This is a genomic window from Curtobacterium sp. PhB130 (assembly GCF_003755165.1).
GTDB lineage: Bacteria > Actinomycetota > Actinomycetes > Actinomycetales > Microbacteriaceae > Curtobacterium.
Map to the genome: position 1 here is coordinate 642,678 of NZ_RKII01000007.1, position 20,647 is coordinate 663,324.

Genomic DNA, 20,647 nt, shown 5'->3' on the forward strand with positions numbered 1-20,647 from the left:
GACCCCCGAACCACGGAGCAGCACTTGAACCCGAGCGTCCCGGTCGCACGTCGCGCACCGAGTCTCCGAGCCTCGCTCGGCATCGGCGAGCGGTTGTTCGCCAGCCCGGCCGAGCGTCGGTTCATCACGGCCGTGGACGACGGGCTCGAGCTCGTCGAGCAGGGGCTCGAGGACGCGATGCGTTCCGCCGACACCCTGGCCGACACGACCAGCCGGTACCTGCTCTCCGCGGGTGGCAAGCGCATCCGGCCGACGTTGACCCTGCTCATCGCACAGCTCGGCAACGGCGTCACCGACCACGTCGTGAAGGCTGCGGTGAGCGTCGAGACGACCCACCTCGCCTCGCTGTACCACGACGACGTGATGGACGAAGCGCCCGTCCGCCGCGGGGTCCCGGCAGCGCACGTGACCTACGGCAACAACGTCGCGATCCTCACCGGCGACCTGCTCTTCGCCCGTGCCAGCCTGATCACCGCCGACCTCGGGCCCGAAGGCATCCGGATGCAGGCCGAGACCTTCCAGCGCCTCTGCATGGGCCAGCTGCACGAGACCACCGGGCCGCAGCCGGACGACGACCCCGTCGAGCACTACATCCAGGTCCTCAGCGACAAGACCGGATCGCTCATCGCGACCGCCGCCCGCGCGGGGATCCTGTTCTCCGGCGCCGACCGTGCCTACCTCGAAGCGGTCGGGACCTTCGGCGAGAAGGTCGGCGTCGCCTTCCAGCTCGTCGACGACGTCATCGACCTCGCTCCCGCCAAGGACAAGACCGGGAAGATCGCCGGCAACGACCTCCGCGCCGGCGTCGACACCCTGCCGTTGCTCCAGCTCCGTCGCCGCGCGGCCACCGAGCCGGGCGCCGCAGAGCTCGTGGCGCGCATCGAGCGGGACGTCACCGGCGCCCCGGACGACGCGGTCACGACCGACACGTACCTCTCCGCGGTCGCCGCGCTCCGCGAGCACGAGGCCACGGCCGCCACGCGGGCGCTCGCCGCGCAGTGGGCGACGGAGGCCGTCGTGGCCCTCGCACCGCTGCCGGACGGCGTCGTCAAGCGGGCGCTCACCCGCTTCGCGGAGTCCGTGGTCGACCGCAGCCGCTGACGCGGCCGACCGCAGCCGCTGACGCCGCACCCCACAGACCAGCACAGCCACCGGGAGCACCCCACCCGAACGAACTGGAGACGATCAGTGCCCACCCTCCGCCTCGCCATCGTCGGCGCCGGCCCCGCCGGCATCTACGCCGCGGACATCCTCCTGCGGGAAGCGCACGCGTACGACGTGTCGATCGACCTCTTCGAGCAGCTCCCGGCCCCGTACGGGCTCGTCCGCTACGGCGTCGCGCCGGACCACCCCCGCATCAAGGGCATCATCAACGCGCTCCGCGACGTGCTCGACCGCGGGGACATCCGGATCTTCGGCAACGTCGAGTTCGGCAAGGACATCACCCTCGACGACCTCAAGAAGCACTACAACGCGGTCGTCTTCTCCACCGGCGCGATCAAGGACGCTGACCTCGACATCCCCGGCGTCGAGCTCGAGGGCTCGTACGGCGCCGCGGAGTTCGTGAGCTGGTTCGACGGCCACCCGGACGTCCCGCGCACCTGGCCGCTCACCGCGGAGAGCGTCGCGGTCATCGGCAACGGCAACGTCGCCCTCGACGTGTCCCGCATCCTCGCGAAGCACGCCGACGACCTGCTCCCGACCGAGGTCCCGGACAACGTCTACCAGGGCCTCAAGGCGTCCCCGGTCACCGACGTCCACGTCTTCGGACGTCGTGGCCCGGCGCAGGTGAAGTTCACCCCGCTGGAGCTCCGCGAGCTCGGCGAGGTCCGGGACGTCGACATGGTCGTGTACGACGAGGACTTCGACCACGACGAGGCCTCGCTGACCGCGATCCAGACGAACAAGCAGGTCATGGTCATCAACCGCGTGCTCGAGCAGTGGCGGAAGCGTGAGGTCGGGCAGGCCAGCCGTCGTCTGCACCTGCACTTCTACGCGAAGCCGCTCGAGTTCGTCGGCGAGGACGGCAAGCTCACCGCGATCCGGTACGAGCGCACCCGGCCGAACGGCCAGGGCGGCGTCGAGGGCACGGGCGAGATCCGCGAGATCCCGATCCAGGCCGCCTACCGCGCGGTCGGCTACTTCGGCTCGCCGCTCCCGGGGGTCCCCTTCGACGACCGGCACGGCGTCATCCCGAACCACGAGGGCAAGGTCCTCGACGACGACAACCGCCAGATCCCGGGCATCTACGCCACCGGCTGGATCAAGCGCGGACCGGTCGGGCTCATCGGGCACACGAAGTCCGACGCGATGGAGACGGTGCAGCACATCGTCAACGACCAGGCCAGCTGGTGGACGCCCGAGGACCCCTCCGACGAGGCGATCCCGGCGCTCCTGGCCGAGCGTGGCGTGGAGTACACCGACCTCGAGGGCTGGCACCGCCTCGACGAGCACGAGATCGCGCTCGGCGAGCCGCACGGTCGCGCCCGCGTCAAGGTCGTCCCGCGTGACGAGATGATCGACGCGTCGCTCGGACGCACCTCCGACCGGGTCTGACGGGTCCGGCCCGTGACCACCGTGCGCCCCGCCCTCGACACCGAGGTGCGGGGCGTGCGTCTGACCGGGGTCGACGTCGCACGCGCGATCGCCCTGCTCGGGATGATGGTCGCGCACGTCGGCGGGGCCGCCGAGCAGCTGGACTGGTCGGACCCGTCGGCCTGGGACGCGGTCGTGAACGGCCGCTCCTCGACGCTGTTCGCGGTGCTCGCCGGGGTGTCCGTCGGCCTGGTGAGCGGTCGGACGTCACCGCCCGGTCCGCCGGAGATCACCCGGATCCGCGTCCGGCTCGCGCTCCGAGCGGTGGTCGTGGTGGTCATCGGCATCCTGCTGATGGCACTCGGCACCGACGTCTACGTGATCCTGCCGACCTACGGCGCGCTGTTCCTCCTGGTGATCCCGGCGCTCCGGTGGCGTCGACGGACACTGCTCGTGGCGGCGGGTCTCTGCGCGCTGCTGTCGGCTCCGGTCGCGCTCGCGATCGTCCCGCTCTACGCGGGCGGCGGGGTGTTCGGGGCGCAGCTCGGGCTGGTCTACCCGGTGGTCACCTTCCTGGCGTACGTGCTGGTCGGACTCGCGGTCGCCAGGTCCGGTGTGGAGGCTCGGATCACGCAAGGCGCGCTCGTCGCGATCGGCGCACTGGTCGCCACCGCGGCGTACGTGCTCGGCGTGCTCGCGGCGCCGGTCCCGCCGGACGCGGCGAGTGCGTTCCCGGGGGTGCCGTTCGTGCCCCTCGGTTCGTCGTCCGAGCAGGCGTTCGCGCAGGTGTTCCTGTCGCCGCGGGACCACTCGTCCTCGATCGTCGACGTCGTCGGCACCGCGGGGATCGCGGTCGCGGTGATCGGGCTCTGCTCGCTGGTGTTCGACGGGCGCGGGCGTCTGCTCGAGCGCATCGCGTTCCCGCTCGCGGCGGTCGGCTCGATGCCGCTGACGATCTACGCGCTGCACCTCGTCGTGCTCGCCGTGCTGCCGCCGCTGCCCGACTCCGCCAGGACGTGGTGGTGGTTCGCGATCGGGACGATCCTGTTCGCGATGCTCTGGCGCCGCTTCCTCGGCCGCGGCCCCGCCGAGCGCCTGGTCACCCGCCTGACGACGCTCGCGCGCTGACCGCAGCCGGCGGGACGGCGGCGAGCCGGGCCTCCCGGCGGTCGACTACTGCAGGGCGGCGGTGAGCCGCGCGACGTTGTCGAGCACCTGCGAGCGACGCGTCCGGGCGAGCCAGGTGTCGAGGTCGAGCTCGGTGCTCTCCTGCCGGTAGGAGCTCTGCACGCTGCGGAGCGCGTTCACGAAGCGCTCCCCGCGCACCATCACCGAGATCTCGAGGTTCAGGCTGAACGAGCGCATGTCCATGTTGCTCGAGCCGATGACCGCGACGTCGTCGTCGATCGTGAAGTGCTTCGCGTGCAGGATCGTCGGCGCCTTGTACAGCCAGATCTTCACGCCGGCGCGGAGGAGTCCCTCGTAGTAGGAGCGCTGGGCGTGCCACGTCATCGCGTGGTCGCCGATCTCGCCGACGAAGAGCTCGACCTCGACCCCGCGCTGCGCGGTCGTCGTGATGGCGTAGAGCATCGAGTCGTCCGGGACGAAGTACGGCGAGGTGATCGACACCTTCTTCTGCGCCGAGTAGAGCAGCGCGTTGAACAGGCGCAGGTTGTTCTCACCGTCGAAGCCCGGGCCGGACGGGACCACCTGGCAGTCCAGGGCGTCCCCGCGGTCCGCACGCTGCACGGGGTCGCTCTCGCGGAGCAGCAGCTCGTCGGTCTCGCTGTACCAGTCCGTCACGAAGAGCGCGTTGATGCCGGCGACGACCGGACCCTCGAAGCGGGCGAAGAGGTCCTTGTACGCCAGGCCCTTCTCGATGTGCGCCTTGAGGTCGTACGACTTGTCGATGAGGTTCTGCGACCCGGTGAACGCGACCGAGCCGTCGATCACCATGATCTTGCGGTGGTTCCGGAGGTCGGGGCGCTGGAACTTCCCCTGCAGCGGCTGCAGGGGGAGCATCAGGTGCCACTCGATGCCGGCCCGGTCGAGGAACGCCAGCGTGTCCTTGTACCCGGGGTACCCGCGGCTCGCCCAGTGGTCCATGAGGAACCGGACCGTCACGCCACGGGCCTGCGCACGGGCGAGGGCGTCGAAGAAGTCCTGCGTCGTCGCGTCCATCGTCGCGATGTAGAACTCGACGTGGACGAACCGGCGGGAGTCGTCGATCGCCCGCGTCATCTCGGCGATGGACTCCTCGTAGTCCGGGTACAGCTCCGCGGAGTTGCCACCGACGAGGGGCATCGCGCCGAGCTTGCGGTTCAGTTCCGTGATGCTCTCGAACCACGGCGGACGGGGGTGGTCACGGCGGACGCGCTCGATGCCCTCGGTCTGTTCGAGGATGTACGCGTTGATCTCGGTCTGCTTCTCACGCCGCGCCTTCGGCAGCTTCGTCGACCCGATGACCAGGAAGACGATGAACCCGATGTAGGGGATGAGGAAGATCGCGAGCAACCAGCCGGTCGCCGTCTGCGGCTTCCGGTTGATCGGCACGTAGATGATCGAGAACGCGCGGATCGCCAGGTCGAGCAGGACGAGCAGGACGGTCAGGGTGACGGTGAGCCAGTGCTCCACGGGGATGTCGAGTCGTCGGTGCTGCGCGCGTCAGCGGAGGTTGATGAACTGCAAGGGGACGTCGAACTCTTCGCCCTTGAGCAGCTGGATGGTGTTCTGCAGGTCGTCGCGGCTCTTCGAGGAGACCCGGAGCTCGTCGCCCTGGATCTGGCTCTTCACGCTCTTCGGCGCCTCGGCCCGGAGGAACGCACCGATCTTCTTCGCGACGTCCTGTTCGATGCCGTTCTTGAACTTCGCCTCGATCCGGAACTCCTTGCCGGAGGCGTACGGCTCGCCGGCGTCGATGCTCTTCAGGCTGATGCCGCGCTTGATGGCCTTGGACTCGAAGACGTCGAGAACGGCCTTGGCGCGCTCGGCGGAGTTCGCCTTGATGAGGACGTCCTCGCCGCTGAACGCGATCGAGGCGCCGACACCCTTGAAGTCGTAGCGCTGCTCGATCTCCTTGGCGGCCTGGTTGAGGGCGTTGTCCGCCTCCATCTTGTCGACCTTGCTGACCACGTCAAAGGAGCTGTCTGCCATGCCCGACAGCCTATCCGGCGGCGCGGGGCTCGGTTGGTCACGAGCACGTTCGGCCATCCGGTATGCTGTTCTGGCGCCTCCGGTTGGTGACTACACGGGCTGGGTGCGCACATGGCGAGTTACCCAAGCGGCCAAAGGGATCTGACTGTAAATCAGCCGGCGTAGCCTTCGGGGGTTCGAATCCCTCACTCGCCACGTGTCCATGTGCTGAAGAACTCTCTGCGCATGGTGACGAGATACAACAGGGCCCCGTTTCGACGGGGCCCTTTCTCATTGGTCCCGTGTCTGATTGGTCCCGTGTCTGATTGGTCCCGTGTCTGATTGGTCCCGTGCGAGGCGCAGGGCCGTCCTGGGAGGATCGGGGCATGACTGCTGCGCCGACCCCGACCGAGCTCGCCGACCTCGCCGAAGCGATCGCCACGGAAGCCGCGGCGCTCGCCGCCCGCCGACGAGCGGAGGGTGTCGAGGTCGCGGAGCGGAAGTCGAGCATCGTCGACGTCGTCACGGCCGCCGACCAGGAGGTCGAGGCGCTGGTGCGGACCCGCCTCGCCGAGGCCCGCCCCGACGACGGCTTCTTCGGGGAGGAGACCGAGGCCAGCACCGGCACCTCCGGCATCACCTGGGTCGTCGACCCGATCGACGGCACCGTCAACTACCTCTACGGCAGCCCGCTCTACGCCGTCAGCATCGGCGTGGTCCGCGGCGAGCCGGACCCGTCGTCGTGGGAACCGATCGCGGGCGTGGTCGTCGCGCCGGCCACGGGCGACGTGTACCGCGCCGTCGCCGGGGGACCGGCGCTCCTGAACGGCCTCCCGGTAAGCGTCGCCCAGCCTGCGTCGCTGGCCGAGGCCCTCGTGGCGACCGGCTTCGGCTACACGGTGGAACGCCGGCGCGAGCAGGTCGCCGTCCTCGCCGGGCTCCTCGGCGAGGTCCGGGACATCCGCCGCGGGGGATCGGCGGCGCTCGACTGCTGCGCCGTCGGCACCGGGGTCGTCGACGCCTACTACGAGCGTGGGATCAACCCGTGGGACATGGCCGCCGGGTCGATCGTCGCCGCCGCGGCCGGTGCCGTGGTCCGCACGTGGGACGCCGGTGGGACGCGGTCGTTCCTGTTCGCGTCGCCCGCGATCGCCGACCCGCTCGAGGCGCTGGTCCGTGCAGCGGAGACCGAAGCGCTCGGCAGCTGACCCCCCGCTCTGGGGCGTCCGTGTGGTCATGACCACGACTGGCGTCACGCTACGACCCCTGGTACCGTCGCTCGGGTCCCGTTATCTGCTCGTTACACACGAGCGCCACTGCCTCGATCAGGATCCTCGCCGAAACGCATGCCCGAAGCTCCCGCCACGCCCTTGTCCACCGACCGTTCCGATGCCCCGGCCCCCGCTGTGCACCTGACCCGACGGGCACGGATCGAAGCGGAACGCGCGGCAGTGAAGCACGACGTGCAGCGGGTCGACGCGCTCGGCACCGGGCCTGCTCGGGCAACGGCCGCCGTTGCGGACGAAGCAGCGATGCCCGTGACTCCGCCGGCGCCCGCGTCCCCGGTCCTGCCGGCGTCGACGCTCGCACCGGAGACGCCGCCAGCTCCGAGTTCGCCCGTCGTGGCTCCGGTCGCAGCGCGTCCGACCACCTCGGCCCGTCCCGCGGCAGCGCCGTCCGTCGCCGCTCCCGTCCGTCCGGCGGCTCGCCGCTCGACCCCGCAGGGTGCCCGCGTCGAGGCAGCGCGAGTCGACCGCGCGACCCGGCACCTCGGCGCCGGCCGTCCCGCGACACGGCCCGTGTCCACCACCGCCCCGCTGCGGGGTTCGGCCTTCCGCCGGAACGCCTCCCGCGTGACGGCACTCGGCGCGCTCCTCTTCGTCGCCGGCCTCGTCGTCTCGACCTCCCTCCCCGCGCAGGCGCTCTACACGCCCGAGCCGGGATCGACCACGGTCCGCGGCACCACCGTCGCGGGGGAGACGCAGTCGCTCAGCGTCGGCGCCGCCACCGAGGGTGAGACCAACCGCGACGCGTACACGGTCTCCGACGCGACGCAGTACAAGAACGTCGACTCCTCGTCCTTCACGAACGACCCCACCGGCACCATCCAGTGGCCGTTCCTCACGGGCGTGCCGATCACCTCCGGGTTCGGCGGCCGTCAGGTCGAGGGCTGCTCGTTCTGCTCGACGAACCACCAGGGCGTCGACTTCGCCCCGGGTGAGGGCACCCCGATCCGCGTCATCGCCGCCGGCACCGTCACCAAGGTGCAGGCGGACGACGGCGGGTTCGGCAACGACGTCTGGGTCGAGCACGACGTCGACGGCAAGCAGTTCACGAGTGTCTACGGCCACATGGAGGACAACTCCTTCAAGGTCGTCGAGGGCCAGCACGTCGAGGTCGGTGACGAGCTCGGTCTCGTGGGTTCGACGGGCAACTCGACGGGCCCGCACCTGCACCTCGAGGTCCACGTGGACGGTGTCCCGGTGGACCCGCTGGCGTGGCTCAAGGCCAACGCGAACTAGCCTCGCAAGGCGGCACGCCCGGGCGTCACGGCCGGTTCAAGACCACCGTCCGGGTTCTGCTATCCTCGTGTGGTGCCGCTCGCGGTACACGCCCCGATAGCTCAGTGGTAGAGCACTTCCATGGTAAGGAAGGGGTCGTCAGTTCAATCCTGACTCGGGGCTCCGACCCGGCGAGAACTCATCGCCGGATCTGTGGCGGGGTAGCTCAGTTGGTTAGAGCACACGACTCATAATCGTGGGGTCGCGGGTTCAAGTCCCGCCCTCGCTACCGCAAGCCCGGCGTCCGCGCCGGGCTTTCGTCGTTTCCGGGGGCTGTCCGTTTCGGCGCTGTCCGTCTCGGGGAGCCGCCCGCGACGAAAGCGACAGCGTGCAGCCAGATGCGCGGCGCATTCCGCCGTGACTTGTCGCTCGGGGTGCGAACGGCCCCGGTGCGAACGGCCCGGCGCGAGCGCAGCGGCCGCGCGGCCCGCGGCTCGCGGCAGCGCCCGCGCGGCTCGCGGCAGCGCTACCGCGGCGGCGCGACGAGCACGCCGGCGGCGCGGAGCGCCCCCTCGACGAGCCCGGTGACGTGGTGCCACCCCGCCCGCCGCCGCGCGGCGCCGATCGACCCGCCCGCCACGGCCGTGCCGGGCGCCGCGTGCCGCAGCGTCAGCGTGGAGCGACCCCCGAACGTGGAGACGACGAGCTCGTAGCGGCGGTACTCCCGCGACGGGTGCACGAGTGCGCCGAGGAGCACGGTGAGCAGCCGGTTCCCGGACTCCGCGACGATGGCCCCCGGCGTCGCGTCCACCCGGTGTCCCGCGGAGCGCAGCGCGGCCCCCGCGAGCTCCATCGCCGTGTACCGGTCACCGGTGTGCACGGCGAACTCGATCGTGCTGTCCACTTGCATCCCCCTCGAAGACGAGCGCGCCCCCCGGCGCCGGATGAACAGCATAGCCGATGCATACTCATGAACCACAAGGGTGACGGCGAGCACCCCGAGTGCGGACCCGGCGTCGGTAGACTGCCCGTCGTGTCAGTGAACCCCGAGCTCGTCGGCAGGACGTTCCCGCCGGCCCCGCCGTACCTGGTCGGTCGTGAGAAGGTGCGCGAGTTCGCCCGCGCCACGTTCGCGACGAACCCGATCCACCACGAAGCCGACGCCGCCCGTGCCGCCGGGTACGACGACGTCGTCGCACCGGCCACCTTCGCGGTCGTCGTGCAGGAAGCCACGCTCGCGCAGCTCCTCGCGGAGCCGGACGCCGGCATCGACTTCTCCCGCGTGGTGCACGGTGAGCAGAAGTTCACCTACGACCGCCCGATCGTCGCCGGCGACGAGCTCACCGCGACCCTGACGGTCACGAGCGTCAAGACCCTCGGCGGCAACGCGATGGTCACCGCCGAGTCCGCCGTGGTGGACGCGCACGGCGAGCACGTCGTCACGGCAACGTCCACCCTCGTCGTCCGAGGAGATGACGCATGACCGCCCAGGCCGCGCAGCGCGCACAGACCGTCCCCGTGACCGAGGTCGGCACGATCGTCGCCGAGCGCGACGTGCACATCACCCGTGACTCGCTCGTCCGCTACGCCGGTGCCTCGGGTGACTTCAACCCGATCCACTACCGCGACGACGTGGCAGCGTCCGTCGGGCTCCCGGGCGTCCTGGCGCACGGCATGCTCACGATGGGCCTCGCGGTCCAGCCGGTCTCCGAGTGGCTCGGCGACCGCGGCTGGGTGCGCTCGTACGGCGTCCGCTTCACCCGTCCCGTCGTCGTCGACCCGGAGCAGGGCGCGTCCGTCGGCGTCGTCGCCAAGGTCGGGACCGTCGACGACGAGGGCCGTCCGCAGCGCATCGACCTCACCGTGACCGCCGCCGGGCAGACCGTGCTCGGCAAGGCGCAGGTCACGGTGGCGTTCCACTGACCGTGGCATCGACCGTCCTCGCGGACCTCACGACGCTCGGCGTCGGCGGGGCGGCGTCACGGCTGCTCGTCGCCGAGACCACCGACGAGCTCGTCGCGCACGTCCAGGACGCCTGGTCCGACGACGACTGGCTCGTCGTCGGCGGCGGGAGCAACCTGCTGGTCGCGGACGCCGGCTTCGACGGCACGGTCGTCCTGGTCCGCACCCGCGGTGTGGAGCACGAGGAGACCGCGGACGGCGTCACCGTCCGGGTCGCCGCCGGCGAACCCTGGGACGCGTTCGTCGCGTCGACCGTCGAGCACGGGTGGACCGGCCTGGAGGCCCTCAGCGGCATCCCGGGCACCATCGGTGCGTCCCCCGTGCAGAACATCGGCGCCTACGGGGTCGAGCTCTCCGACGTGCTCACCCGGGTCGAGTTCCTCGATGCGGAATCGGGGGAGCGCGCGTGGGTCCCGGCATCCGAGCTGGCGCTCGGCTACCGCACCTCGACACTGAAGCACGGGCGTCGCGGCGTCGTCCTCACCGTGGAGTTCGCGCTCGGCACCGACACCGACGGGGGAGTCCCGGTGCGGTACGCCCAGCTCGCCGGGTCGCTCGGGGTCGAACTCGGCGCCCGCGTCGCCCCGGCCGAGATCCGATCGACGGTGTTGGCGCTCCGTGCCTCGAAGGGCATGGTCCTCGACGCCGGCGACGCGGACACCCGGAGCGCGGGGTCCTTCTTCACGAACCCGATCGTGTCCGCGGGGTTCGCCGAGTCCCTGCCCGCCGACGCGCCGCGCTGGCCCGCCGGCGACGACGTCAAGCTCAGCGCCGCCTGGCTCATCGAGCGCGCCGGGGTGCACCGCGGGTACGCGCTCGCGGGGTCCCGCGCGGGGATCTCGTCGAAGCACACGCTCGCGCTCACCAACCGGGGCGGCGCCACCGCGGCACAGGTCGCGGAGCTCGCCCGGTTCGTCCAGGTGAGCGTCCTCAACCGCTTCGGAGTGACGCTCGTGCCGGAACCCGTCGTGGTCGGCGACCTGCTCGCCTGACCCGCACCGGGCCTCCCGGCCGTGCCGTCCGCACCGTCTCGTGCCGGAACGAGACAGTCCCCGTCCGGAAGTCGGACGGGGACTGTCGTCTTCGGGGAGGACCGCTAGGCGAAGAACGCCGCCAGGCGTGCGACGCCCTCGGCGATGTCGTCGTCGCCGAGCGCGTACGACAGCCGGAGGTAGCCGGAGGGACCGAACGCCTCTCCGGGGACGACCGCGACCTCGGCGTGCTCGAGGATGAGGTCCGCGAGCTCGAGCGTCGTGGTGGGCGTGGAACCGGCCCACTCGCGGCCGAGCAGCGCCGTGACGTCGGGGTAGACGTAGAAGGCGCCTTCCGGCGTCGGCGTCACGAAGCCCGGGATCGCGTTCAGCCCCGCGACGATCGCCTTGCGGCGGCGGTCGAACGCCTCGCGCATGGCGGTCACCGGCTCCTGCGGGCCGGTGAGTGCGGCGATCGCGGCGCGCTGCGAGACGTTGGAGACGTTCGACGACAGGTGCGACTGCAGGTTCGACGCGGCCTTCACGGCGTCGGCCGGGCCGATGAACCAGCCGACCCGCCACCCGGTCATCGCGTACGTCTTCGCCACCCCGTTCACCAGGATGGTGGTGTCGGCGAGTGCGGGGACGGCGTCGAGGATGCCCGTGAACGCGATGCCGTCGTAGACCAGGTCCTGGTAGATCTCGTCGCTGATCACCCAGATGCCGTGCTCGAGCGCCCACTCGCCGATGGCGCGGGTCTGCTCGGCGGAGTACACGGCGCCGGTCGGGTTCGAGGGGGAGCAGAACAGCAGTGCCTTGGTCTTCGGGGTGCGCGCTGCCTCGAGCTGCTCGACCGTGACGAGGTAGTCCTGGTCGCTGCCGGCGAAGACCTCGACGGGTTCGCCGCCCGCGAGCCGGATCGCCTCGGGGTAGGTGGTCCAGAAGGGGGCGGGGAGGATGACCTCGTCGCCGGCGTCCACGATGGTCTGGAACGCCTGGTAGACGGCCTGCTTGCCGCCGTTGGTGATGATCACCTGGGACGGGTCGACGGTGATGCCGGACTCGCGGGCGGTCTTCTCCGCGACGGCCTGCTTGAGCTCGGGGAGGCCCGTCGCGGGCGTGTAGCGGTGGTTCTTCGGGTCCTGGGCGGCGGCGACGGCGGCGTCGACGACATGCCCGGGCGTCGCGAAGTCCGGCTCGCCGGCGGCGAAGGAGATCACCGGGCGTCCGGCGGCCTTGAGGGCCTTCGCCTTGGCGTCGACCTTGAGCGTCGCGGACTCCGCGATCGCGGCGATGCGGGACGCGATCCGGGGACGCTGGGTGGTGGTGGACTCGGGGCCTTCGGCTGCGGTGCTCACGGGCCAAGCCTATCGGCGCGGCACGCCGGAGCACCCCTCAAGTGGACACCGTGTGACGCACTCCCGTACACTCGTCTGCGGTGGTCACGGCCCGCTGGTAGCGGAACCGTGCCACACAGAAGGTCTCTCCTTCTGAAGGGCGGTGGCTCAATTGGTAGAGCAGCGGTCTCCAAAACCGCAGGTTGCAGGTTCGAGTCCTGTCCGCCCTGCAACTCTGGAAGGGTAGAAGTTGGCGAGCAAAGACATGGAGACGACGGCGGATGACGTCGTCGCCAAGGCGAAGCACGACCGGGCCGGGCGCCGCGGTCCCTTCGCTGCCATCGCCCTGTTCATCCGCCAGGTGATCGGCGAACTGCGCAAGGTCGTGACGCCGACCCGCAAGGAGCTCTTCAGCTACACCGGCGTCGTGCTGGTGTTCGTCGTCGTGATGATGATCCTCGTGTCGGTGCTCGACTTCGTGTTCGGCCTCGGCGTCGGCTACGTCTTCGGCAACGGCCCGACCGCCTGATCGGGTCAGCCACCCGACCACCACTGGCAGGCCGCCCGGTTCATCTCCGGCGCAGATCGAAGATCCCGCCGACGGACCGTGCACGTACAGTCACCAGGGCCGAACGCCAACCCGATCCGCACCACCGAACGGAAAGAACCGACAGTGTCTGACAACTCCCGCGACGACATCGACCTCGCGACCGCTGCAGAGCAGTCCTCCGAGGTGGAAGAGAACCAGGAAGGCGACGTCGAGACGGGCGAGCTCCGTTCGGCCGAGTCCGCCGAAGAGCGTGCGATCGAGGTCGAGGACGAGGACGACGAGTCCCTCGGCCTCAGCGCCGAGCCCGACGGCGGTGACGTCGACGGCATCGACGAGACGCTGACCGCCCTCGCCGAGTCCCGCGACGCCGAAGCCGACGCCGTCGTCGACGACGCGCTCGAGATCGACACCGCCGACGAGGCAGAGGCCGCCGTCGAGGCCGTCGAGGACGAAGAAGAGTCCGAGCTCGAGGAAGAGTCCGCCGACGAGGCGAACGCCACGATCGCCGCCGAGGAAGCCGCGGACGCGCTCGAGGACGACGCCGAGGGTGACGCGGCCGAGGGCGACGACGAGGCCGAAGAGGCCGAGGTCGACCCGTACGAGGCATTCAAGGCCGAGCTGCGGATGAAGCCGGGCAAGTGGTACGTCATCCACTCCTACGCGGGCTTCGAGCGCCGCGTGAAGTCGAACATCGAGAACCGCATGGTGTCGATGTCGATGGAGGACTACATCTACCAGGTCGAGGTCCCGATGGAGGACGTCGTCGAGATCAAGAACGGTCAGCGCAAGCTCGTCACGCGCGTCCGGATCCCCGGCTACGTGCTCGTGCGCCTCGACCTCAACGAGGACTCGTGGTCCGTCGTCCGGCACACCCCGGGTGTCACCGGCTTCGTCGGCAACGCGCACAACCCCACGCCGCTCCGCTTCGACGAGGCGTTCGGCATGCTGAAGTCGCTCGTCCAGGTCGCGGAGGCAGCGCCCACCAAGGGCGGCAAGGGCTCCGGCCTCACGCAGGCCCAGCCGGCGGCAGAGGTCGACTTCGAGGTCGGCGAGACGATCACCATCAAGGAAGGCTCGTTCGCGGGTCTGCCCGGGTCGATCTCGGAGATCAAGCCGGAGAGCGGCAAGCTCACGGTCCTCGTCTCGCTCTTCGAGCGCGAGACCCCGGTCGAGCTCAGCTTCGACCAGGTCACCAAGCTGTAGCGCTCCGAAAGATCGACTACACTCATCGAGTTTGGGTCCGAACGCCTCGTGCGTCGGGCTCGTCACCGCGAGTCGGATCCGCCGACCACGCGGGAGAGTGCACGGATCCCCGTGCGTTCGCAACCAGGAGGAAACAGACATGGCACCGAAGAAGAAGGTCACGGGCCTGATCAAGCTGCAGATCAACGCGGGAGCCGCCAACCCGGCCCCGCCGATCGGTCCGGCGCTCGGTCAGCACGGCGTGAACATCATGGAGTTCTGCAAGGCGTACAACGCCGCGACCGAGTCGCAGCGCGGCAACGTCGTCCCGGTGGAGATCACCGTCTACGAGGACCGTTCGTTCACGTTCGTCCTCAAGACCCCGCCGGCTGCTGAGCTCATCAAGAAGGCTGCGGGTGTGCAGAAGGGGTCCGCGACCCCGCACACGGTCAAGGTCGCGAAGATCTCGATGGACCAGGTCCGTCAGATCGCCGAGACCAAGCAGGCCGACCTGAACGCCAACGACATCGACCAGGCCGCGAAGATCATCGCCGGCACTGCTCGCTCGATGGGCATCACGGTCGAGGCGTAAGCCTCACCCCACTCAGGTCCACACCCCCAACACTTCCGTGGGAGAGCCTCGCCGGCTCGCCAACCACGTATCTCGCAAGGAGACCACCATGGCGAAGAAGTCCAAGGCCTACCAGGCCGCGGCCGCGAAGATCGAGGCCGACAAGTTCTACACCCCGACCGAGGCCGTCGCCCTGGCCAAGGAGACCGGCTCTGCGAAGACCGACTCCACGGTCGAGGTCGCGCTCAAGCTCGGCGTCGACCCCCGCAAGGCGGACCAGATGGTCCGTGGCACCGTCATCCTGCCGCACGGCACCGGCAAGACCTCCCGCGTCATCGTCTTCGCGACGGGTGCCGCGGCTGAGGCCGCCATCGCCGCCGGCGCCGACGAGGTCGGTGGCGACGAGCTCATCGCGAAGGTCGCCGAGGGCTACACCTCGTTCGACTCCGCGGTCTCGACCCCGGAGCTCATGGGCAAGGTCGGTCGTCTCGGCAAGGTGCTCGGCCCGCGTGGCCTCATGCCGAACCCGAAGACCGGCACCGTGACCCCGAACGTCGCGCAGGCCGTCAACGACATCAAGGGCGGCAAGATCGAGTTCCGCGTCGACAAGCACTCCAACGTGCACTTCGTCGTCGGCAAGGCCTCGTTCACCCCGGAGCAGCTCGACGAGAACATCACGACCGCGCTCGAGGAGATCAACCGCCTCAAGCCGTCCGCCTCGAAGGGCCGTTACGTCATGAAGGGCGCCGTCTCGACGACCTTCGGCCCGGGCATCCCGCTCGACGTCAACAGCATCTGACGACCTTCGGCACAGGGTTCACAGGACCCATCCCGCTGGGCGTCAACGGCATCTGATCGATCTGATCTGATCTGCTCCAGCAAGGCCCGCACCGGTTTCGGTGCGGGCCTTGCTGCGTCCACGGCGCGGCGCGGCACCGCCCGGTAGCGTTGCATCGTGCGCACCCTGGTCAACGCCCTGCGGCTCATCGCCGTGATCGCCGTCGTCGCCGCGATCGTCGCGCAGTTCATCCGGAGCGTCGAGAGCCCCACGTACGCCTTCTTCAACTTCTTCGGCTACTTCACGATCCAGTCGAACGTGTTCATCGCCGCGGCGTTCGCGATCACGCTGGTGGCTGCGGCGCGACGGAAGCGCGACGGGCTCGGGGTCTCGGTGTTCCGCGGCGCCGCGACGGTGTACATCGCCACCACGGGAATCGTCTACAACACCCTGCTCGTGAACGCCGCCCTCGACAACTCGTTCACCGTGCAGTGGTCGAACGACGTCCTGCACAAGATCCTGCCGGTGTACGCCGTGCTCGACTGGCTGCTCTTCTCCGACCGTGCGAAGCTCCTGCTCCGGCACGTCTGGTGGTTCCTGCTCTACCCGGCGGTGTGGCTCGTCGTCATCCTGATCCGCGGCGCGACCGACGGCTGGGTGCCGTACCCGTTCCTCGACCCGGCGCAGGGCTACGGCGTCGTGGCGCTGTACTCGCTCGGGGTGGCGGTCTTCATCGCGCTGATGGGCGTCCTGGTGGTCGGCATGAGCCGGCTCCGTCTCGTCAAGCTCTGAGCGACGCCGGGGCGTCACCGGGAACCGCCGACGCCGGGGCGTCACCGGGAACCGGCGGAGCCCCGTCGGGTCCGGGACTCCGCCGACCCGGGGTGCAGTCCGCACCGTCCCCCTGGACGCGGGGTGCACCCTCCCGCGGTGTCCGATGGACGGGGCGCTCCGTTGCACTCCGGGACACGACGGGTCTACCGGTCGAGGACGGATCAGGAGCACTCGGCCAGCTCGAACCACGCACGCCGACGGCGTCGGAGCACGTGGAGTGATGACTGCGGCCGGGGTCCGGGGCTGCTGTGGAGGTCAGCATACGACGCACGGGCCGGGCTGGTCCAGGGGGACTACGAGCGGGCGTTGCGGAGCCGGTCGAGCACCATGTCCGCGAGGGTGATGAGGCCGCGGATCTGGTCGTCGTCGCGGTCGATCCACCGGCACTCGGGCTCGTCGGCGATCGGCACGAAGTCGTCGTGGTGCTCCCAGACGAACAGGGTGCGCTCGGCGCCGAGGACGTACTGCTGCCACCAGACCTGCCGGAGGTAGTGCCGGGGGACGCGTTTCCAGCCGGTCGAGGTCGTCTTGATCTCGGCGAGCAGGAGCCGGCCGTCACGGTCGTGGCCGACGCCGTCGGGGGTGGCGAGGTGTGCGCGATTCGCGGCAGCGTGGAACAGGTGCGCCGACGGGAGGATGCCGTGTGTGGCGGCGACCCACGCGGCGATGACGGGTTCGCGGTCCTTGCCGTGCTCGGTGTACGCGTTGCCGGAGAACCGGGACCCGTAGCGCTTGTCCATCACGACCGCTTCGACCGCCCGCAGGGACGCGAGCCGGGCGACGTCCGTGGCGGTGATGCCGGCGGCGCGGGCGCGGAGCCAGGCGACCCGGTCGGACGAGTGCGCGACGATCCGTTCCGAGTGGCCGCGCAGGGCGGTGAAGGTGTCGTGGACGGCCGCAGCCGACGCACCCGGGCCGGGCACGGCCTCCAGGCTGTCGCCCCACAGGGTGGGCTGCACGATCGTCACCCGTCGATTCTCACCCCGACCACCGTCAGGACGAAACCGGCGCACCGCGCCGCGCCGGACCGCGTGGTCAGGAGACCAGCTCGCGCCCCTCGGCGAACGCGACGAGCTCGTCGACCCCGGCGGGGGAGAGCGCGTAGCCGATCGCCAGCGCCGCCGCTCCCTGCAATGCCGCGATGCCGCCCGCCCGGGACGGCGCGATCACCAGGTGCTCGGTCGCGAGCGGCATCGAGCGGGAGTAGACCACCTCTCGCACACCGGCGAGGAGGTGCTCCCCGGCCTGCGTCATCGAACCGCCGAGGACGATGACCGACGGGTTGATGAGCGAGATGCACGTCGCGAGGACCTCGCCGATGTCCCGACCGGCCTGCCGCACGGCGCCGATCGCGTCGAGGTCCGACCGGTTCACCAGCTCGATGACGTCGGCGCTGGTGTGCACGTCGTGGCCCCTGGCGCGGAGTGCACGGGCGATCGCCGGGCCGGACGCGACCGCCTCCAGGCAGCCGGTGTTGCCGCAGTGGCACGGCATGTCGCCGGCGCGCGAGACCCGGACGTGGCCGATGTCGCCCGCCGTGCCCTGCGCGCCGCGCTGGAGGGTGCCGTCGGACACGATCCCGGAGCCGATGCCCGTCGCGACCTTGACGAACAGCAGGTGGTCGACGTCCGGCCACCCGTGCTCCCGCTCGCCGAGCGCGGCGATGTTCACGTCGTTGTCGAGGAGGACGTGCGCCTGGATGTGCTGCCGGAGCCACGCGGGGACGTCGAACCCGTCCCACCCGGGCATGATCGGCGGGTTCGCCGGTCGGCCCGTGGAGAACTCGACCGGTCCGGGGACGCCGATGCCGATCGCGATGACGTCGTCGCGGGCGCGGCCGACCTCGTCGAGGAGCTCGTCGATGGCCTGCACGAGCCAGGTGAGCGTGGGGACCGGGCCGGCGGCGATGTCGATGCGTGCCTCGCGGGTGGCGAGCGGCGCGGCGACGAGGTCCGTGACGGCGACGCGTCCGTGGGAAGCGCCGAGGTCGGCGGCGATCACCAGGCGCGACGTCGGGCGCAGGGCGACCTGCGCCGGCGGGCGGCCACCGGTGGACGCGGCCGTCTGGACCGGACCGACCAGTCCGACCTCGCTCAGGGCGTCGAGGCGCACGCCGATCGTCGAGCGTGCTGCCCCTGTCAGTGCGGCGAGCTCTGCCCGGGTCCGCGGCACACCGTCGCGGAGGATCTGGAAGAGCTCGCTCGTCCCGACCGGAGGCGACGCTGCCGTCCGTGTCAAGTCGACCATGGAGGGAGTGAAACACACATCGAACGAGACGCGCAACGAAGTCCGTCGAAGATTTGCGAACTTCTGCTTGACCGCCGACAGAAGTCCTCGTAGTGTGACGCACGGTCGACGTCGACCACACCACTCGATGAGGAGAACCTGGTGACCCAACCGCTTTCGGTCCAGCTCTACACGGTCCGCGACGCGCTCAGTGCCGATCTGCCCGGCACCCTGCAGCGCATCGCCGGCATCGGATTCACGAACGTCGAACTCTTCGGCTACGTGGACCGCGCCGACGAGTACGCAGCCGCACTGAAGGACGCCGGCCTCGCCGCGCCGAGCGGCCACGCCCGGCTGCTGGACGCGGGCGAGCAGGACCTCGAGCGCATCTTCCACGCCACGGCGACGATCGGCACCGAGACGCTGATCGACCCGCACATCGACGAGGCCCGCTGGACCACCCGCGAGGACGTCGAGGCGATCGCCCGCGAACTCAGCGCACTGGCCCCGCGTGCGGCGGACCACGGTCTGACCATCGGCTACCACAACCACGCGTTCGAGTTCTCGAACCGCATCGACGGCGTCAGCGCCTACGAGGTCTTCGCCGGCGCGCTGTCCGACGACGTCGTGCTCGAGCTCGACACGTACTGGGTGAAGGTCGGCGGCGACGACCCGGTGGCCGTCATCGAGCAGCTCGGCGACAAGGTCCAGTTCCTGCACGTCAAGGACGGCGACGGCTCGCACGACGACAAGAAGCAGGTCGCGGTCGGCAACGGCATCATGCCGATCCGCGAGATCATCGCGGCGGCGCCGAACGCGCTGCACGTTATCGAGCTCGACGACCACGAGGGTGACGTGTTCCAGGCCGTCGCCGACTCCTACACCTTCCTGCAGGGAGCCAACGCATGACCGACACCGCTGTGACCCCCGCGGTCAGCAAGTCCACCAAGACCGGCCCGGTCGGCGTCGGCGTCATCGGCGCCGGGGTCATCTCGGACCAGTACCTCGGCAACCTCACCGTCTTCCCCGACGTCGAGGTCCGCTTCATCGCCGACATCGACGAGCCCCGCGCCGCGGAGCAGGCCGCCAAGTGGGGCGTCGCTCGCTCGGGTTCGGTGGCGGAGCTCCTCGCCGACGACGACATCGAGATCGTCGTGAACCTGACCATCCCGGCCGCCCATGTCGAGGTCGCCCTGCAGGCCATCGCCGCCGGCAAGCACGTCTGGGGCGAGAAGCCCTACGCTCTCGACCGCGAGAGCGCCGCGCAGCTCCGCGACGCCGCAGCTGCCGCCGGCCTCACGGTCTCCGTCGCCCCGGACACGTTCCTCGGCGCCGGCCTGCAGACCGCGCTCCGCACCATCCGCGACGGCCGGATCGGCACGCCCCTCAACGGCCTGACGCTCTTCCAGAGCCCCGGCCCGGAGTCCTGGCACCCGAGCCCCGAGTTCCTCTTCGCCTACGGCGCCGGCCCGCTGTTCGACATCGGCCCGTACTACATCACGACCCTCGTGCAGGTGTTCGGCCCGGTCGCCAAGGTCACCGCGACCTCGTCGAAGTCGCGTGCCACGCGGACCATCGGCTCGGGTCCGAAGGCCGGCACCGAGTTCCCGGTCGAGGTCCCGACGAACCACTCGGCCCTCATCGAGTTCGAGAACGGCGGGAGCGCCCAGAGCGTCTTCTCGTTCGAGTCCGACCGCGGCCGCACCGGTGTCGTCGAGATCGCCGGTGAGACCGGGACCGTCGTGTTCCCGGACCCGAACAACTTCGACGGCGACACCGAGCTGTACTCGCTCGGTGCCGACGAGCCCGAGACCATCGCGGCCGTCGGCTCCACCTACTCGCGCGGCACCGGCGTGGTCGACCTGGCCCGCTCCCTCCGTGCGGGCGAGACGAACCGGGTTCCCGGTGCGCTCGCCTTCCACGCCCTCGACGTGATGGTCTCCATCGCCGAGAGCGCCGAACGTGGCGAGGCGGTGCTCGTTGCGAGCACCGTGTCGCCCTCCCAGACCCTCGACGAGGGCTGGGACCCCGCAGAGCAGACCCTGGTCTGACCTGCGGGACCGCGGGG

General features: G+C 70.4%; 21 protein-coding genes and 4 tRNA genes. 19 read left to right on the top strand and 6 right to left on the bottom strand.

The window, feature by feature from the left end; translation table 11 throughout:
• Positions 1–24 precede the first annotated feature (24 nt).
• The 3 genes from EDF24_RS08895 to EDF24_RS08905 all read left to right on the top strand — a co-directional run bounded on the left by EDF24_RS08895 (position 25) and on the right by EDF24_RS08905 (position 3,663).
• Positions 25–1,101 (top strand): polyprenyl synthetase family protein, encoded by a 1,077-nt coding sequence (locus tag EDF24_RS08895; protein WP_123655500.1) that lies wholly within the window; start codon positions 25–27, stop codon positions 1,099–1,101.
• An 87-nt stretch (positions 1,102–1,188) separates the two neighbouring features.
• Positions 1,189–2,556, top strand: a complete 1,368-nt coding sequence (locus EDF24_RS08900) for an FAD-dependent oxidoreductase (RefSeq protein ID WP_123702296.1) — start codon at positions 1,189–1,191, stop codon at positions 2,554–2,556.
• Between the two features lie 12 nt (positions 2,557–2,568).
• The gene (locus tag EDF24_RS08905; protein ID WP_123702298.1) at positions 2,569–3,663 is read left to right on the top strand and encodes a heparan-alpha-glucosaminide N-acetyltransferase domain-containing protein; all 1,095 of its coding nucleotides are present in this window, start codon (positions 2,569–2,571) and stop codon (positions 3,661–3,663) included.
• Positions 3,664–3,708: 45 nt separating this feature from the next.
• Here EDF24_RS08905 and cls read toward each other — a convergent pair whose 3' ends face one another.
• On the bottom strand, positions 3,709–5,169 hold the full coding sequence (gene cls / locus EDF24_RS08910; RefSeq protein ID WP_123655497.1) for a cardiolipin synthase: 1,461 nt from the start codon (positions 5,167–5,169) through the stop codon (positions 3,709–3,711).
• Between the two features lie 30 nt (positions 5,170–5,199).
• Positions 5,200–5,688: a YajQ family cyclic di-GMP-binding protein gene (locus tag EDF24_RS08915; RefSeq protein ID WP_123702300.1), complete on the bottom strand. Its 489-nt coding sequence runs from the start codon at positions 5,686–5,688 to the stop codon at positions 5,200–5,202.
• Positions 5,689–5,801: 113 nt separating this feature from the next.
• Between EDF24_RS08915 and EDF24_RS08920 the strand changes: the two genes are divergently transcribed.
• The 5 genes from EDF24_RS08920 to EDF24_RS08940 all read left to right on the top strand — a co-directional run bounded on the left by EDF24_RS08920 (position 5,802) and on the right by EDF24_RS08940 (position 8,457).
• A tRNA-Tyr gene (locus EDF24_RS08920) sits at positions 5,802–5,883 on the top strand.
• 170 nt (positions 5,884–6,053) lie between these two features.
• Entirely contained in the window at positions 6,054–6,875 is an 822-nt protein-coding gene (locus EDF24_RS08925; protein WP_123702302.1) for an inositol monophosphatase family protein, read from the top strand.
• 243 nt (positions 6,876–7,118) lie between these two features.
• Positions 7,119–8,189, top strand: a complete 1,071-nt coding sequence (locus EDF24_RS08930) for a M23 family metallopeptidase (protein ID WP_221181364.1) — start codon at positions 7,119–7,121, stop codon at positions 8,187–8,189.
• 90 nt (positions 8,190–8,279) lie between these two features.
• A tRNA-Thr gene (locus tag EDF24_RS08935) sits at positions 8,280–8,351 on the top strand.
• A 32-nt stretch (positions 8,352–8,383) separates the two neighbouring features.
• Positions 8,384–8,457: transfer RNA gene (locus tag EDF24_RS08940), tRNA-Met, on the top strand.
• Between the two features lie 237 nt (positions 8,458–8,694).
• On the opposite strand, the gene EDF24_RS08945 is transcribed toward EDF24_RS08940, so the two are convergent.
• Positions 8,695–9,072 carry a hypothetical protein gene (locus EDF24_RS08945; protein ID WP_123655493.1) on the bottom strand — a complete coding sequence of 126 codons (378 nt, stop codon included), beginning with the start codon at positions 9,070–9,072 and terminating at the stop codon, positions 8,695–8,697.
• Positions 9,073–9,201: 129 nt separating this feature from the next.
• Here EDF24_RS08945 and EDF24_RS08950 point away from each other — a divergent pair, with 129 nt between their 5' ends.
• Genes EDF24_RS08950 through EDF24_RS08960 form a run of 3 tightly spaced genes read left to right on the top strand, consistent with a single transcriptional unit; the run spans position 9,202 to position 11,122 of the window.
• Positions 9,202–9,651, top strand: coding sequence for a MaoC family dehydratase N-terminal domain-containing protein (locus tag EDF24_RS08950; RefSeq protein ID WP_123655492.1), 450 nt, complete (start codon positions 9,202–9,204; stop codon positions 9,649–9,651).
• Positions 9,648–10,091, top strand: a complete 444-nt coding sequence (locus EDF24_RS08955; protein WP_123655491.1) for a MaoC/PaaZ C-terminal domain-containing protein — start codon at positions 9,648–9,650, stop codon at positions 10,089–10,091. The genes EDF24_RS08950 and EDF24_RS08955 overlap by 4 nt, the downstream gene beginning before the upstream one ends.
• Before the next feature lie 2 nt (positions 10,092–10,093).
• Positions 10,094–11,122 (top strand): UDP-N-acetylmuramate dehydrogenase, encoded by a 1,029-nt coding sequence (locus EDF24_RS08960; RefSeq protein ID WP_243698235.1) that lies wholly within the window; start codon positions 10,094–10,096, stop codon positions 11,120–11,122.
• A gap of 104 nt (positions 11,123–11,226) precedes the next feature.
• On the opposite strand, the gene EDF24_RS08965 is transcribed toward EDF24_RS08960, so the two are convergent.
• Entirely contained in the window at positions 11,227–12,408 is a 1,182-nt protein-coding gene (locus EDF24_RS08965; protein WP_395867809.1) for a pyridoxal phosphate-dependent aminotransferase, read from the bottom strand.
• A gap of 187 nt (positions 12,409–12,595) precedes the next feature.
• On the opposite strand from EDF24_RS08965, the gene EDF24_RS08970 reads away from it, so the two are divergent.
• The 6 genes from EDF24_RS08970 to EDF24_RS08995 all read left to right on the top strand — a co-directional run bounded on the left by EDF24_RS08970 (position 12,596) and on the right by EDF24_RS08995 (position 16,311).
• Positions 12,596–12,668 (top strand) — tRNA-Trp (locus tag EDF24_RS08970).
• Between the two features lie 35 nt (positions 12,669–12,703).
• Positions 12,704–12,967, top strand: a complete 264-nt coding sequence (secE, locus tag EDF24_RS08975; RefSeq protein ID WP_311316796.1) for a preprotein translocase subunit SecE — start codon at positions 12,704–12,706, stop codon at positions 12,965–12,967.
• Between the two features lie 144 nt (positions 12,968–13,111).
• Positions 13,112–14,191, top strand: coding sequence for a transcription termination/antitermination protein NusG (nusG, locus tag EDF24_RS08980; protein WP_123702306.1), 1,080 nt, complete (start codon positions 13,112–13,114; stop codon positions 14,189–14,191).
• A gap of 139 nt (positions 14,192–14,330) precedes the next feature.
• The gene (rplK, locus tag EDF24_RS08985) at positions 14,331–14,762 is read left to right on the top strand and encodes a 50S ribosomal protein L11 (RefSeq protein ID WP_056118868.1); all 432 of its coding nucleotides are present in this window, start codon (positions 14,331–14,333) and stop codon (positions 14,760–14,762) included.
• A gap of 88 nt (positions 14,763–14,850) precedes the next feature.
• The gene (rplA, locus tag EDF24_RS08990; RefSeq protein ID WP_123655487.1) at positions 14,851–15,540 is read left to right on the top strand and encodes a 50S ribosomal protein L1; all 690 of its coding nucleotides are present in this window, start codon (positions 14,851–14,853) and stop codon (positions 15,538–15,540) included.
• Positions 15,541–15,696: 156 nt separating this feature from the next.
• The gene (locus tag EDF24_RS08995; protein ID WP_185021616.1) at positions 15,697–16,311 is read left to right on the top strand and encodes a Pr6Pr family membrane protein; all 615 of its coding nucleotides are present in this window, start codon (positions 15,697–15,699) and stop codon (positions 16,309–16,311) included.
• A gap of 335 nt (positions 16,312–16,646) precedes the next feature.
• On the opposite strand, the gene EDF24_RS09000 is transcribed toward EDF24_RS08995, so the two are convergent.
• The gene (locus EDF24_RS09000; RefSeq protein ID WP_243698278.1) at positions 16,647–17,225 is read right to left on the bottom strand and encodes a YqaJ viral recombinase family protein; all 579 of its coding nucleotides are present in this window, start codon (positions 17,223–17,225) and stop codon (positions 16,647–16,649) included.
• Between the two features lie 163 nt (positions 17,226–17,388).
• Positions 17,389–18,600, bottom strand: coding sequence for an ROK family protein (locus EDF24_RS09005; protein WP_185017393.1), 1,212 nt, complete (start codon positions 18,598–18,600; stop codon positions 17,389–17,391).
• Between the two features lie 141 nt (positions 18,601–18,741).
• Between EDF24_RS09005 and EDF24_RS09010 the strand changes: the two genes are divergently transcribed.
• Positions 18,742–19,488: a sugar phosphate isomerase/epimerase gene (locus EDF24_RS09010; protein WP_123655484.1), complete on the top strand. Its 747-nt coding sequence runs from the start codon at positions 18,742–18,744 to the stop codon at positions 19,486–19,488.
• Positions 19,485–20,630: a Gfo/Idh/MocA family protein gene (locus EDF24_RS09015; protein ID WP_123655483.1), complete on the top strand. Its 1,146-nt coding sequence runs from the start codon at positions 19,485–19,487 to the stop codon at positions 20,628–20,630. The genes EDF24_RS09010 and EDF24_RS09015 overlap by 4 nt, the downstream gene beginning before the upstream one ends.
• Positions 20,631–20,647 lie beyond the last annotated feature (17 nt).